Source organism: Streptomyces olivaceoviridis, from assembly GCF_014650115.1.
Taxonomy (GTDB): Bacteria; Actinomycetota; Actinomycetes; order Streptomycetales; family Streptomycetaceae; genus Streptomyces; species Streptomyces olivaceoviridis.
The window spans coordinates 47535-61877 of record NZ_BMUI01000036.1 but is presented as its reverse complement, the minus strand read 5'-3'; the positions used below and the strand labels follow the sequence as shown (position 1 = coordinate 61877).

The 14343-nt window shown below is 68.2% G+C and carries 12 protein-coding genes; 6 read left to right on the top strand and 6 right to left on the bottom strand.

The window, feature by feature from the left end; translation table 11 throughout:
- The first annotated feature begins 225 nt into the window (after nucleotides 1-225).
- The 6 genes from IE273_RS38175 to IE273_RS44165 all read left to right on the top strand — a co-directional run bounded on the left by IE273_RS38175 (nucleotide 226) and on the right by IE273_RS44165 (nucleotide 4758).
- Nucleotides 226-1146: a hypothetical protein gene (locus IE273_RS38175; protein WP_189819718.1), complete on the top strand. Its 921-nt coding sequence runs from the start codon at nucleotides 226-228 to the stop codon at nucleotides 1144-1146.
- On the top strand, nucleotides 1143-1943 hold the full coding sequence (locus IE273_RS38170) for a hypothetical protein (protein ID WP_189819717.1): 801 nt from the start codon (nucleotides 1143-1145) through the stop codon (nucleotides 1941-1943). Before IE273_RS38175 ends, IE273_RS38170 begins: the two co-directional genes overlap by 4 nt.
- A gap of 29 nt (nucleotides 1944-1972) precedes the next feature.
- Complete coding sequence (locus IE273_RS38165; protein ID WP_189819716.1) at nucleotides 1973-2485, top strand: hypothetical protein; 513 nt, start codon at nucleotides 1973-1975, stop codon at nucleotides 2483-2485.
- A gap of 192 nt (nucleotides 2486-2677) precedes the next feature.
- Complete coding sequence (locus tag IE273_RS38160) at nucleotides 2678-3085, top strand: hypothetical protein (protein WP_189819715.1); 408 nt, start codon at nucleotides 2678-2680, stop codon at nucleotides 3083-3085.
- A gap of 140 nt (nucleotides 3086-3225) precedes the next feature.
- Complete coding sequence (locus tag IE273_RS38155; RefSeq protein WP_189819729.1) at nucleotides 3226-3786, top strand: hypothetical protein; 561 nt, start codon at nucleotides 3226-3228, stop codon at nucleotides 3784-3786.
- A 6-nt stretch (nucleotides 3787-3792) separates the two neighbouring features.
- On the top strand, nucleotides 3793-4758 hold the full coding sequence (locus IE273_RS44165; RefSeq protein ID WP_229887964.1) for a DUF4231 domain-containing protein: 966 nt from the start codon (nucleotides 3793-3795) through the stop codon (nucleotides 4756-4758).
- Nucleotides 4759-6566: 1808 nt separating this feature from the next.
- Here the strand turns inward: IE273_RS44165 and IE273_RS38145 are convergent.
- The 6 genes from IE273_RS38145 to IE273_RS38120 all read right to left on the bottom strand — a co-directional run bounded on the left by IE273_RS38145 (nucleotide 6567) and on the right by IE273_RS38120 (nucleotide 14101).
- Nucleotides 6567-8114 (bottom strand): zinc finger domain-containing protein, encoded by a 1548-nt coding sequence (locus IE273_RS38145; protein ID WP_229887963.1) that lies wholly within the window; start codon nucleotides 8112-8114, stop codon nucleotides 6567-6569.
- 172 nt (nucleotides 8115-8286) lie between these two features.
- Nucleotides 8287-9072 carry a DciA family protein gene (locus tag IE273_RS38140; protein ID WP_189819713.1) on the bottom strand — a complete coding sequence of 262 codons (786 nt, stop codon included), beginning with the start codon at nucleotides 9070-9072 and terminating at the stop codon, nucleotides 8287-8289.
- Nucleotides 9072-10829 (bottom strand): hypothetical protein, encoded by a 1758-nt coding sequence (locus IE273_RS38135; protein WP_229887961.1) that lies wholly within the window; start codon nucleotides 10827-10829, stop codon nucleotides 9072-9074. The genes IE273_RS38140 and IE273_RS38135 overlap by 1 nt, the downstream gene beginning before the upstream one ends.
- 969 nt (nucleotides 10830-11798) lie before the next feature.
- On the bottom strand, nucleotides 11799-12095 hold the full coding sequence (locus tag IE273_RS38130; protein ID WP_189819712.1) for a helix-turn-helix domain-containing protein: 297 nt from the start codon (nucleotides 12093-12095) through the stop codon (nucleotides 11799-11801).
- 130 nt (nucleotides 12096-12225) lie between these two features.
- The gene (locus IE273_RS38125; protein WP_229887959.1) at nucleotides 12226-12768 is read right to left on the bottom strand and encodes a GNAT family N-acetyltransferase; all 543 of its coding nucleotides are present in this window, start codon (nucleotides 12766-12768) and stop codon (nucleotides 12226-12228) included.
- A 10-nt stretch (nucleotides 12769-12778) separates the two neighbouring features.
- Nucleotides 12779-14101, bottom strand: coding sequence for an NsdA family TPR-like regulatory protein (locus IE273_RS38120; protein ID WP_189819711.1), 1323 nt, complete (start codon nucleotides 14099-14101; stop codon nucleotides 12779-12781).
- Nucleotides 14102-14343: the final 242 nt, after the last annotated feature.

Below are 14343 nucleotides of genomic sequence, written 5' to 3'. Positions count from 1 at the left end.
GCGAAACGGTCTGCCGACTCCGTCGGCAGACCGTCACGAAAGATCGAGGCTAGGCGAACAATAGAGAGATCGCGCCGCCGCACCTATCGAAATCGATGCCGGTGGATGAAGGATTCTTTTCCTGCTATGAATGCGCCGCCCCGGCGAATGTAATTGTTCCGAATGGAGTGCGGTGTAGCTCGGACGCCGTACACCCTGTCAGTGGCTGCTTCTAGCTTCGGCGGCATGAACTTCTGGGACGAGTCGGGCCGTGAACTGCACAATGCGGTCTTGCCGGAGAGTGCCGTTCAGGCCGCCTGGGACCAGCTGAATGCTGCTGAGGCCCGAGGAGTGGCTGCCGCGTGCGCAGCGCGTCTGTCCAAGGGAGATCTCATCCTGAGGCTGGTACGCCCTGCCTCCGATTCGGCAGAGATCCGCCGTGTCCTTGGTGAGTTCGCTCAGACCCGCGGCATCAGCTTTGACACGGTGGATCAGTACCGGCGGGTGGCTGCCTGGTATACCCCTGCCCGTCGGGCGGCGATGGAGGAGACCGGCGGCACCGCGTCTTACACCGTACTGCGAGAGGTCGCGCTCCAGACCTTCGGCGAGGCTGATCCACACGCTCGGTTCGACGCCCTCCTGGCCGCACTCCGGGAAACTGCAGCCTGCGGCGGTGCCCCTCTGACCGGGCCGGCCTACCGTGAACGCCTCGGTGTTTCTGTCGTGCGGCAAACAAGTAGCTCCTCCCCACCCACGGGTGCCACCGCGAGAGCCGATACGCAACTAGTGGCGAGTGTCCTGCAGGCAGTCGCCGAGGACCCGCAGGGCCCTGCACAGTTCTTCGACGTCCTGGCCGCCGAGGGCGGCTTGGACGCCTTGGAGAGCGCCTCATTGATGCTCCGTAGAGCGAAGGCCGGTGCACGTGCGGAAGAGGAGAGGGTTTTCGGGAAAGAGGAACCTTCGTCCCTTGAGGTCACTCTGCGGCTGGTGCTGCGGACCATGAGGGCCCTGGAGAAATCAATGGATCTTGATCCAGTCCAGGTTGTGGCCGTCCTGCCGCCCGAACAATTCGCGGCGCTGAACCGGATGTGCGGGTCAGTCACGCAATGGCACGAACTTCTGCTCGCAGCAGCGCGAGCAGTTCAACCAGGAAAGGAAGTGGCATGAGCTACCACACCATCGAACACCAGGGAACCGTGTACGCCGGACCGTCCGAGTACGAGCGAGAGGACCAGGAAGCCGCCTTGGCGCTGTTCATGGACATGTACGACGCCAGCGCTCTCTACCCCAACAACCCCGTCGCCGTGGTGGAGTACATCCGCAGCAAGATGCCGATGCCGACCTCCGACAATGCCGCATACGCAGAGATCGAGCTGATCCGGCACTTGACCACATTGGTGCGGCAGTTCAAATCAGCCTGGGCGGCCCGGGCCCGTGACGAGCGGGGTCCACAGCTGCCGCCTCATCAGGTCGACAAGCCGGAGCCGCTGCCAGAGAAGTTGGTCCCAGGCCAGCGGGTGAACATGGTGGACCCCGAGACCGGAGAGATCAAGGAGGTCATCGTCCCGCCGCAATCGACGGTCGACGACGAACCGAAGGTCAACCCGACCGCGGTCCAGCTGAACGCCGCTCGTTCGCACTGCTACGAGCAGCTCAGCAGCCTCGCCCGCCGCCTGGAGTCGCTGGCACAGGTCAAAGACAGCGACCTCGTCGCGGAGGCCATGCGCAAGGTGAAGGAGTGCGACGACACGATCAAATCCCTCAACCGGCAGTCCAAGCAGATCCGCGGCTACTACGACGTGCTGGAACTGGTGGCCGCCGCACACCCTCGCTACCCGGAGGCAGCAACCGTCGAAGACATCGTCCAGGCCGAAGCGATCGATCTGCGTGCCCACGGACTGAGCCGCAAGAAGCTGCGCGAATTCCTCGCTGTCTTCTCCTCCACTGCGCAGGCCGCCGCATGACCTCCCCGTTCCCCCTCGTGACACACCCCATGACGACCACAGCGGAACGCAAGCTGTGGACCCTGTGCTACCAGCGGGTCGTCGGGTCTGCGCGCTCAGAGCTGCGCAGCCATGGCGGTCGCCGACGACTGGACGTGTGGGGACGCGACGGGACGAAACTGGAGTTTCAGCAGTCCAAGGACAGCGTTCCCAATACACACAGCAAGGAGCTGTCCCACGCCACCGGTCTCATGTGGGTCTTCTGCGCCATCAATCAGCACTTCTCCGAGGACCTCACCATCACCTCACGACAAGGGCCCCGGGCCAACTTCTCGTGGGGCCGGCCCTGGAAACTCATCGCGGCCTGCAACGCTCACGTCGTTCTGGACCTGGGCCTCTCACCCCAGATCGGCGACCACGTCCTGCTCGAAGTCGACCACTTCGAGCTCGGCGATGGCTTGGCCACCGGCACCGGCGTTTTGCGTGACGCCCAGCAGTTCTGTCACTGGATGAGGGACGGCCATCCCTTGCCCCCGTACTCCTGGACGCCACGCGCAGCCTGATCACCAGTCAGCGATCACATCCTCGGCAGCCGCCACCTGCGGCTGCCGACATACTCACCCAAGCCGCTCTCCACGGATATCACGCGCCCAGGCGCGTACCACCGAGTCGCCACGGCGGCTTTCCCATCGTCAGCGCATACCGGGTCGAACCGGCCGGCCCGGTCTGCGCGGCCCGAGCAGGAGACCGGGCACATGCCAGCCAACCCGACCCCCACCCCACTCTCCTCCACCCAGCCCGACCCCGACATCGCACACCTGGCCCGCACCCGCGAATTGCCCGACCAGGAGGCATTCCAGGGACTCGCTTACGACATCCAGATCCTCAACGAGATCAACCTTTACGTGCGACAGCTTGGCCTGCCCATCCCGGTCCGGCCCTCGGCCCCCGCACTTCTGACAATCCTGCGCCACGCCGAGCAGCACAGCGGCGGATACCAACGACACCTCATCGGCTACGCCGCGGCCAACCTCGACGCGGCCACCTGGATCGGCCAGGAGTCGGAAGAGGGCCGCCTCCGCTTGGCCACCGCACTCGACTACTTGGCTCGGGCCGCCGGTATTTCAGCCCCGAGGCACCGGAATGCGAGTACTAGCCCGTGAAGGGGCCTTGGGCGTCATGGCTGGCTTGCCCTCTCGTTCGGCTCGGCTGGCCGATCATCTCGCTGACACGACATCACCCTGCGTGGCAGGGTCGTCAGTGATCGTTACGGCAGACGGAGGGGGCTTCCGTGGAAGCGCGAATGTGGGACGGACTGGTCGGCGTCGCGAAGGAGACGTACACCGCCTCGCTGGGCGAGGGGGTCGTGCCGCGCCCGCTCATGATGCCACTGGTGCGCGGCGAACTGGTCGGGCTGATCTGGGTCCGCCCGCTCAAGGTCGGCCAGGACGCGCTCGCCGGGATCGCGGAACTCGCGAACATCGCCGCGGCGGCCGGCGCGGACGAGGTCGTCCTCGCCTGGGAGACCCACGACGTCGCCACCGCCTGCGAGCTGCCGATCGTGGGCCCGGCGCCGTGCCTGAACATGGTGCTCGCCACCCGCGGCGGGCACGTCCTGCACCAGTTCCCCTACACCGAGCAACTCCTGTCCCGCAGTCACGAGGGCTGGGCGTCGGTCGCCCCCGACTGGAGGCCGGCCCCCGCGCCGCAGCCCGGCGGCGAACTGGTGCCGCCGATCCAGGCCGCAGTGGACTTCTCCTTCACCCCAATCGAGCTGGACCCCCCCGACCCGTTCGGCGTCACCGTCGTGCTGATGGAAGAGGACGGCTACCGCATCAGCCTGACCGAATCGTTCGCCCGCTGATCCGGCATGGCATCACGAGACATCAACGATGACGCGCCTCGTCGGCTCCGGGACGCGTACGAGCACGTCGTCCGAAACCTGGGCGAAGCAGCAGAGGGCGAAGCTGACGCTGAAGCCCAGCCCGCTGCGAACGTCACCGGCACCCCTCTGGAACAGATGATCAATTGGGGTCAATTGCAGATCGACACTGCGCGACTTGAGCGTAAGCTGGCTCGGGCCCGCTCAGCGGTCCGCAAGCGTCGGATGGCCATCTCGGTTGCTGGCCTGGCCCTCGTGGTGGGCATCGGCTGGACGGTGTGGAACTGGCAGAGGTCCTCCCTCCTTTTCCTTCTCGGGCCAGCCATCCTCTGTGCCAGCGTGAGCGGACTCTGTATCGCGTGCGTCGTAGTTGATGCGCGGCTGCGGAAACCGGAGCCCCTTGCCAAACTGGAAGATGACCTTGAAGTCCTTCATCTGACCGAGCGCATCATGAACGCAGCGGTCCCGCCGTCGCTGACGCTGCGCCGCAACGTGTACCGAGAAGACGTTGCTTCCCTGGTTGAGCAGTACGAAGCGGATAGCCGCAGGTACCGCAGCATCCACAACCGGCTGCAGACCCTCATCATGATCGGGTCGGCCTCCACGACCACCATCGCGGCCCTGGACACGGGCAAGGAGCTGACCTGGCAGAGCGTCACCCTGACCGCGATCAGCTTCGCCATCACGGTGGCCGCGATGTTCACCGGCTACTACAAGTTCCGTGAGCGCAGCTACTTCCTCCAGCAGACCGCCGACGCCATCGAGGAGGAGGCCAACGCCGTCCGGCTCGGCATCGGCCCGTACAGCGAGTACGGGCCCGGCCAGGAGGACGAGGCGCTGAAGAAGTTCACCCAGCGAGTCGAGGACCACCGCAACGAACAGCGCCGCCGCCAGCAGCAGCTGGACCAACCCGCCGACCAGGCCGCGCCCTTTAGCCAGCCGCCGGCGCCCTGACCCCCGGCCGTCACCGCGGCCTCCTCTGCGCTCGGACCGCACGGGCACCGGCGGCGCACCGGCCGGGCCACGCGCCCGCGCCCCCACGGGAGGAACAGGGCCAGCGCGGCCAGGACCTGATCCAGGCCGGGAAGTATGTGCTGTAAGTCCTCGGGCCGCGCCTTCGCCACCACCGCCCGCGCAACGATGGCGACCACGGTGAGACGCCCGGTCAAACCGGCAGGTCACCGTCACGGCTCGCTCGGTCGGCATGCCTTGCACAGCCGGTAATCACGTCCACCGCGCGGCCCGATGTTCGCGGCGATCCACTGGCGGGCCCTGGCCGGGCTCATGACATAGAGCCGCAGGTGAGGGGTGTACCTCTCCTTAGCTTCCGGACTGTTACTAGGCAGGCCGTAGTTACCCCGCTCGGCGCCCCGCTGGCACGGCCTCGAACCCCGTGGCAGGGTGCGGGCACGGTGAACGCCTCCGACGCCACGGGCTCCGGGTCAGGGGCAAGGGTCTCGTCGGGGGCGAGGAACCGCCCGGCCAGCTTGGCCACGTCATTCCCCGCATCTTCGGTGGTACCAGGACCGTTCTGTAGTCATGGAACACACCAGTCATATGGCCGAGCTGGCGCGCTGCGTCAAAGAGCACAACGAGCTGTCGAGCTCGGCACGCAAAATCTGGGCTCAGGCGCAAGAGTCGGGCCAAAGAGTCGGCGCTCTTGTGGGGAAGGCACTGAGCGCGGGCATCTCCTGGCGTGAGCTGAGTGGCCTTCTTGCAGCGATGGATACTGCCTCACCCCCCGCAGGGCTCGTTCGCGCCTCTCAGTCAGAGGTTGCTGAAAGCACGGCCAGCAACCCGGCGCGAGGCGTAGCTCAGCAGTACTGTGCCCCAGATGACCAAGAGGTTCCTGTTCTCCTTGCGCGGGCGTATGCGGTGGTCGCCGCTACGCCGGAGCAGGAGATGGCATCACGGGATCTGGCCGTTGCGCTGGCACACCACCCGAATACCATCGGACCCGATCTGTGCGCGCTGCTGCGCGAGGTGGGAGTTACCCGACCCAACAGAGGAAAGATCAAGGCCCGCTACGGAGGTTGGACCGGCAGCCCCTTGCCCGGGTTCACAGCGGCCTGTCTGGAACGCGCGATCGACGCATATCGCGCTCGGGCAGCCATGGCGGCTGGGGCGAAGGGGCCAGGCCGCCTGGCGAGTTCCGCAACGAACGTCCCACCCCAGGCGACGCAACTGACTGTGTAGGTCTCTGCGGAGACCGTCCTGGGAGGAGGCGTTGATGGGCAGCAGTCGGCTGACGGCACCACCGAACCAAGTGACGCCCTCCCATCCTCATACGGGCGGCCTGCCCTGCCCGCGCAGTCTCCCGTGCGCGCGGCGGCTCGGCGACGACTTCACGACAGCGGCCTCCGATCACGCCGGGCGGTCGCCTCGGTGACGCCTCGAGCGCTCCTCTCCACACGCGGTCCTGCCCAGCGGAGCCGTCTGCGGGACCGCCGACGCCATCGAGGAGGAGGCCAACGCCGTCCGGCTCGGCATCGGCCCGTACAGCGAGTACGGGAACGGCCACGAGGGCGAGGCGCTGAAGGTGTTCACCCAGCGCGTCGAACAGCACCGCAACGAGCAGCGGCGCCGCCAGCAGCAGCTGGACCAGCCCGCCGATAAGGCCACGCCCTCCAGCCAGCCGCCCGCGGCCTGACGGCGAGCCGTCTACCGGCGTCGGCGGCCGCGGCCCTCGATGTGACGGTTGAGGATGTCCCGCCGCGCCTGGTGGGATCCGGCGGGCAGAGCGCACTCGGCATCCGGCTTGGCTACGAGTGAGCCTTCTTCAATCGGGTGTATTCCTTGGCCAGTTCGACCCGTGAGCGGTGCGGGCCGCCCAACGTGGTGCACCGCTGCTCGGGTTCCTGGCCGCAGTCGGGGCAGGTCACCTCGTACACCCGCCACGGCCGCCGCAACCTTTGCTGTTCCCTGCGTTCGTCGATGATCGGCTTCAGCCGTTCGTCGTGCGGCACCCGCCGCATCTCACCGGGCATGGTCTCGACGGCGCATTGCTGGCCGCTGTTCGCCCCGCAGCGCGGGCAGCGCCTCTCCAGCCACCTCTTCCGGGTAACTTGCCGATGGAGCTGCGGAAGCCGCTTCTCTCGTCCGGGCTGGAGAGGGCCTGCGGTGTGACGTACCCGCTCCTTCCAGGCCTCGACCTTTGCCTGACGATGCGGCCCGATACTGCCGGCCTCGCTCGCTGCCCGAAGCAGCTCACGGACCTTGATCCGCAGTACGTCCGGGTCCGGGTCGGGGGGAAGTTGGTCAAGGTCGTCGAGGAGGGTGTTCAGGCGCTTGCTCCTGGCCGCCGCGATGGCGGTGAGGCAGCCGTCAGCCGCGTCGATCACGCGGCTCTCCTCATCGGAACAGGCGTCTTTGGCGGCGGTCTTAGCATGCCGCAACAGCCTCTTGACCTTCCCGGCCCGCTTCTCAGCCACCGCCTGTTCCAGGCGAGCGAACAGCTCCCTGCGGGCCTCGGTTTCCTTTGCGATCCAGAGGAGGCCGGAGCGCAGGGCGGCATCCAGCTGCTCCTGCAGCCGCGGGCTCACGTCGGCGAGTTCCGGTATCTCGCGGCACACCGAATCCGCCAGGGCGATGGACCTGGTCCGGCGGGCGTAGAGCAGCTTGCGCAGCAGCTCCCGCGCCCGGGTGTCCTGTGCCGTGTCCGTGTTCTGCCCCGGCGTCCACTTCACGGGCGCCGCCGCGCTGCGGGCCTGGATGATCCGCTGGACCGCCGGCGTCGACAGCCCGCGCTCCGTCACCTCGCACTCCTCCAAGGCGAACCACTCGGTGGGCCGCGCGAAGGCCTCGGTACCGATCCGCACCCGCCTGCTCGTGCCCTCGCTGTCCAGGCGGATCCGGTGCACGTACCAACGCCGGATCAGCGTGTCCCGGTCGACCGGGACGCCCAGGCCGAGCACCGGCTCCAGGCCGTCGTCCCACACCGGCGCCACCGCCTGGTCCAGGTGCACCCGCAGCGCGCCGCGCGGCCAGCGGATGTCGACGACGGAGCCGAGCGGCGCCCCGGCCGAGCCGCTGTACTCGAAGCTCGCCTGCTCGCCGTGGCCGGCGAGCCAGGCCGCGGCCGCCGACCGCACGTACAGGTGATCCGCGCTGTTCACGCCGCGGGCGCGGCGCCCGCACGCGTGCGGCAGTCCGTCCGGATCCGGGTGATGGGCGAAATGACAGGCACGGTCCGTGTACAACTTCGTGGTCAACTGACCACCGCAGCCACCGAGCAAAGTCCCGCACCAGAAGGTCTCGCCCTCGTAGCGGTGGCGGAACACGTCCAACTCGATGGCCTCCATCGGCAGCATCAGTGGCTCCTCCGACTCCGCAGTACTCAGCACCGCCGTCTGGATCCGCCGCCTGTCAGCCTGCACAAATGCTCCCGTCGCGTCTCGCCGATCGTGCCAACTCATCGTGTCACCACGGGCGTTCACCAGCCAGAGGGCCGCCGGTCCCGTACGTCCGTCTCCGTTCTGCTGGTCATGCCGTTCTACCCAACGACTCAGGCGCGTTCTTGTGGGGCAGCGCGGCGGCCTCGGTCACCGCGGCCTGGCGGCGACGCTGAAGGCGAACCTGCTCGATCGGGGCCGGCTCGTCATCCGGGACGACGTCGGGCTCGGGGAACGCGCGCCGGGACAGCTCCCGCATCGCCCTGGTCTGCCGTTCCACCGCCTCCGCGATGGCCGGGTCCACACGGGAGGGCCGGGCCGCCTCCCGGTGCGCGGCGAGCGCCCGGTGGTAGCCAGGCGAGGCGGTCTCCCGGGTGCGCACCGGCCCGGCAGACACCCCGACGGGCTGCAAGTCGGCGCCGGCCGGGCCGGACACCAGGACCGTGCCGGGCGCGAGGATCCGCAGGGCGCGGACGACCGTGCGGCCGGCCGACTCGTTGGCGGCCGCGATGATCCGGGTCTGCTCCAGGCGGGCCTTCGTTGCCCAGGCTGACGACTCCGGGCAGACGGTGAGCCGGCCAGAGTCGGCGTCGTATCCGACCGCGGCGACGTGTCTGGCGAGCTCGGGGGCGATGGCTTCCCACCGCTCGCGCAGCGTCGCGCCGGCGGCCGGGAGCTCCCATGCCTGCTCGGTGACCAGCGCGCCGATCGCGGCACCGAGCCCCATCGGCTCGCGCCCGTCGCGCCGGGTCACCCGGGTCGTGCGCGGCTTGGGCTGCGCCGTGCGGCCGGCGCCGTTCTTCTGCGCCGCCACCTTGGCGGCGCGCAGTGCGACGCGGGCCAGGTCGACGGCACTGAGCTGCGGGTTCTCGGTCATCAGGCGACCTCCCCAGCCAGCTCCTGGACGCGGTGGATCCCGCAGACGCTGCGCGATGGCAGGGGTTTCCGCCCGCACGGCACATCTCCGTCCCGACCGGAACAGGTCTCCTGCCCCGCCGGGGCGGTCTGCGCGGGCACGACGGCGGCGCCCAGCACAGCGGCCTCCTCCCGGCAGAGCTTGCACAGGCCGTCCTCGAGGGCGCGGCCGATCACGACGATCCGGGCACCGCAGTCACCGCAGGAACCACGCGGCGGACCCTCCACCTCGCACTGCACCGGGACCGGGACTGGGGCCGGGTTACGGGCTGCGTCGTCCAGCACGCAGTCGACGCAGCGGCCGCCCGGGCCGGGACGGGTGCCGTGCTCGGGGCACAGGCCCTGCTCGATGCGCTGGGCACGGCGCCGGGCCGCGGCCTTGTCCTGGACGATCTCGGCACACACTTCGCAGTCCTTGCCGGTCGACCACAGCACGCCGGCCTCGCAGTCCTGGTAGCCGCAGCCCCAGCGCGGCAGGGCCACACCCAGCAGCCACCGGCCCGGGTCTCGGATCTCCGAGAGCATCACCTTGGCGAACCGGGCGGTAAGCCGGTGTTGCAGGCGTTCGGCGTCGGTGCCCCCGCGCAGCTGGCGGCCCACCTCACGAGCGATCTGCCGGGCGACGAAGTCGCTGGTCACCCGCTCCAGCAGCTGGTGCACCGGCTCCAGCACGGCGTAGATTTGCGGGCTCATGGCCAACTGCGGTCCGTCGTACGACGACCGCGCAGACCCCCCGCCCCTGCTGCTGCGCTTTTCCGTTTCCGGCTTCGAGGGGGAGGGCTGGCTGTTTCCACCCGCGCGAAGCGCGAGACCACCGCCGGCCTGCGTACGCGCAGCAGTGTCAGCCGGGTTTTCCACAGCCCCAGCGCCCTCAACTACCGGTACCTCGCCTACGGCGGATGAGAGGAACGCGCGTTCGTCATCCGGTGAGTCAGTCTTAGGTGATTCCTCATTCGCGAGGGATCCCTCACCAACCGGCGAACCCGATCCCTCACCAACTTCGGAACTAGCCGACTCCTCAGAACCGCTGGTCACAGCCGCCTCAGCAACCTCAGCGACCGCCGCGCAGCCACCGTCCGTACGGGCCTCGGGAGCGATGTCGTGCGCGATGTACCGGTGACGCCCCTGCGCCCCCGCACGCCGCTGCACCGTCACCCAGCGCGCTGCCTCCACCGCGTCCACGACCGCCGACGCCGCCGTCACCGAGATCGGCTGACCCGCCTTCTTGCCCGAGTGGTGGAGCAGGCCGGCCGCCAGCTCCGCCTCCGTCAGTGCGATACCCCGAGCCTGCGCGTAGGCGATCAACGCGAACGCGCGCAGCTGCCGGGGCGTGAGGTCCTCCGCGGCCGCCACCGGCAGCCACACGAACGCCTCCGTGCGAGTCATCGCCCGCACCGTCCGCAGCGCCGACGTACCCGTGCCACCCGGCAGTGTCCGACGATCCGAGACCAGCTCCACCACGCCGTCCGGCCCCGGACGGCGCAGCTGCGTCATCCCCCGCTCCACCGACGCCGTCGACAGCCCCAGATACGAGGCGATCGTTGACGACTTCGCCTGACACCCCTCCGGCCGCAGCCCGAGCGCCTTCACCTTCACGTACACCGACAGCGCGACATCGGCGTACGCCGCCGACGACACCAGGCGCATCGGCACCCGCACCCGCTGCCGCCGAACCGGCGCGGTCGCGTCCACAGCGGCTGGTGCCGCCACGGCGCTCATCGGCCCACCGCCCCGACAGGAGCGGTGGACACCGCAAGTGCCGAACATCCCAACGTCGTCTGTGTCGCCATCGGGCTGGTGTACACGCCAAAGCGGACACCTCCCCCAGCAGGCAGAACGCGTGCTTCGTGATCTATCCGCCGACCCTGCACCGGGCGGCCTGTGGACAGAGCCCGCCCAGCCCGGATCACCCCCCACGCTCCCGCACCGCGGGCAGAAATCTTGGAACCCGTTCCGCCACACGGGACGGCCCCCTCGCGGACACCGCCGTCGACGGAGTTGTTGATGAACCCGGGGAGCGGGTGGACGAGCCGGGCGGCCGGCTCCGCGACCGAGCCCGGCGGGACCGCTCCGAAAGCACCGCGCTTGTAGCTTCCTACCGGAAAATCAACTTCCGGTACGAACCACGCAAAGGCGGGTGAACCGTGCGCCAATCCCGTCACACGTGAAGATCGCGACGGCCGAACCGGGGTGAAACGGACAGGGTCAAGCTGACAGGGGACACCACTCTCAGGCACTATGAGAAAGACCTGCTCTCCATATAGCTGGACGGACCAGAGCCCTCGGGCTCGGCCGAACCAGATGTACGGATGGGTTGGGTACGCCCCCTTCGTGAGAAGCGGGCGTACACCGATCGGGCGGGGGGAGATTTCTCCTCTCTTCTCGGCGGTGCCGAATCGCGAAGCCCCTGTGGTGGGGGCCCGCGAACGGCATTGGCACCGGGGCCGGTTCGGTGAGCGCAGCTGGTGCTGCCTCGGCTGTGGTGGCCGTGGTAAGCGGCTGGGTTGTGCAGTGGCCCTGGTAAGGGGCCGATTTGGGTAGAGCGGCTCGACGAGCCGCAGCTCAGGACCGGCGGTAACCGGGACCTGAGCGGCCGACGCGGGTGGTTAGTCCGGTCGGTAGACGGGCCGCGCGAGGCCAGCGGGTGGTAAGTCCGCTTCTTGGCGCGCGCGGCCGATGGCCACTAGGTCATCCCGATCCCCCTTCGGAGACCGGCGTCGGCATGCCTTCATCCGGCTTCGCGGCTTCGGGATACCGCTCGGCGAGCCGTTTGAGCAGGTGCATGTAGACAGCGCGGTGTGGACGTCGGGGGTGAGTCTGCCCCAGCTCCCAACGGGCTACGGCAAGGCGCTTCACACCCACGGCTTCCGCGACCTCCTGCTGCGTGAGGCCAGCCGCGAGGCGCAGTTTCGCGCGCACAGCTGGCGGCGGCAGGACGTCGTCCACTAGGGCGTCGACCCGCTTGAAGCGGTCCGGGTCGGTCACAGCGCAGCCTTTCAAGATCGATGGTTCCCCGAAAGATACACGATGCGAACGCCACTTGGGGGACGCCGCCACCCTGGACTGCGTTCCTTCAGCTTGGTCATGCCAGCGCAGTGCACAAATTGCGTCGCCATCACCAGCTCCACTCATGGGCGAGAACGGAGAACAGCACGCTGTCGCGCCATGCGCCATTGGTGAAGACGTGGTCACGCAATACGCCCTCGCGGGTGAAACCGAGTTGCTGTACGACGGCGATCGAGGCGGCGTTGTCTGGCCCGATCGCGGCTGTGATCCTGTGCAGCCCGAGCTCTTTAACCGCATACGTGGCCATAGTGCGGGCCGCGTCTGTGGCGTAGCCGCGGCCCCATTCGTTCGCGACGATCGCGTAGCCCAGCTTCCCGGCCTGGACGCCACTGAGCCCAATCCGAGCGAATCCGATCACGCGGTCGTCATCGCGCTTGGTCACCCCGAGGTAGAACTCGGTCCGGGATTTGTGCTGGGCGCGTTCGATCGTGCCCTCGATCATCGCGACGGCCTGGGCACGGTCGCGGCTATCGAAGCTGAGCCACGTTGTGACCTTGTCATCGCCGATAATCGCGAGGACGTCGTCGACGTCCTCGGGGGTGAACTCGCGCAGGACGACTTGGCTGCCGACGATGCGGATCGGGTACGTCAACGGTGAACTCCTAGCTGGGGAGAGACTTGAGCGGTGTGCGGGTGAAGGCCTCGATCTGCTCCTGGAGCTCCCCGCCGGCTTCGGCCAGCGGCGACTCACCCAGCGCCCGGTGGACCCGCTGTGCGCAGTGAATGATGCCGTTAATCCGCTGCTCAGGAGCCAGATCAAGCATGGGCGCGACCGCCTCAGCGGCGCCTTCCAGCTCACCCGCCCGGATCCGCGTGATAGCCAGGGCACTGCGCGAGCCGGCCTGATCTCCGAACGCCCACTCGGGAGAGCTGGTGTCCTCATAGGCGTCGACGGCCCGTGCCGCGTAGTCAGCCGCGGACGTGGTCTGGGACGGCAACCAGGAGAGGGCCTCGGCCGCGTAGTAGATCTGACGGGTTCGGCCGAATGTGCAGAGACCGCCCAGTTCGTCGACCTCGTCCTCCTGCACGGAATCCCATGCGGCCTCGGCACGTTCGATGGCGGCCCGAGTCGCGTTGGCGTTTCCGAGAGCAGCCCAGGCGCGGGCTTCGCTCACGGGGAGCCACACGCTGGCGGTGCTGTTACCCGCAAACTCGGCCCCGGACTGGGCGTACTTGACGGACTCGCGCGTGCGGCCAGCCCAGTATGAGACCAGCGACTGGATGCCGCGGATCCACGCACGAAGCCCGTTGTGGTCCGCGTTGTCGGCGCAGACGAACGCCGTCCGTGCCTGGGTGAGCGCCGCGTACGGGTCGGCGAGGTCGTGCGAGGCCTTCGCGAGCAATCCGCCGGTCACACCAGCCAGAAAGTAAAGCTGCCGGGCCTGGCTTGGTCGGCGCTGCTGTTCCAGCAGCGTGAAGAGGGTGTCTTGGGTGGTGAACAGGTCAGGAAGCAACTCGGTGAGCGGCTTCTGCGGGTAGTCGGTCGCCAGGCGCTGCACGTCCTCGTACACCTGCTCCAGCACGTCGGTAGTGAGGTCGGTCTGGCCTGCTGTGAGGGCAAAGCTCTTCGCGCGCCGCGCTGCCATCTCAATCAGCTCCTTGTCCGCGGTGGGCCGGCCGGTAGCAACGACCAGTCCATTGGATCCAGCAGTCGCAGCAGGAAGGACTCCGTCCCACGGAGCCAGCAGATCCTCCAGCGGCCTGCCGAACATGGCCTGCAGAACGCGACGCATGACCGGGGTGGTGTTGGTGCGCTCGCCGCTCGCAAGTCGCCGAAGATGTCGGGTGCTGAGGGTGACGTCCTCCCCTAACTCCTCAGCGAGACGAGCGAAGTCGCGAGCGACTTCGTCGTACGTCTTCGGCTGCTCCCGCAGCAAGAACTCCAACGTGGTGCGCGGATCTCCCTGCTGGGCGTTTCCGGCCACGGCTCCTCCCGAGTCACGAAATCGTGCTCTGCGGACTCAGTGTCATGCCGCGACCACGACAAATCAGCAGCGCACAGGGCCTGGTCCCCCTCTGGTCCGGTTCATGTCCGGTCCAGGTCCCGAGCCGGGCCGCTGGGGGACCTCGTGTGGTCATGCTCCCCCAACAGACCTTGGAGATCGACAAGTTCGCGTAATCGAATTCCACGAAGGGGGCGCTGTGTTCGACGCGCACGGACGGCAGA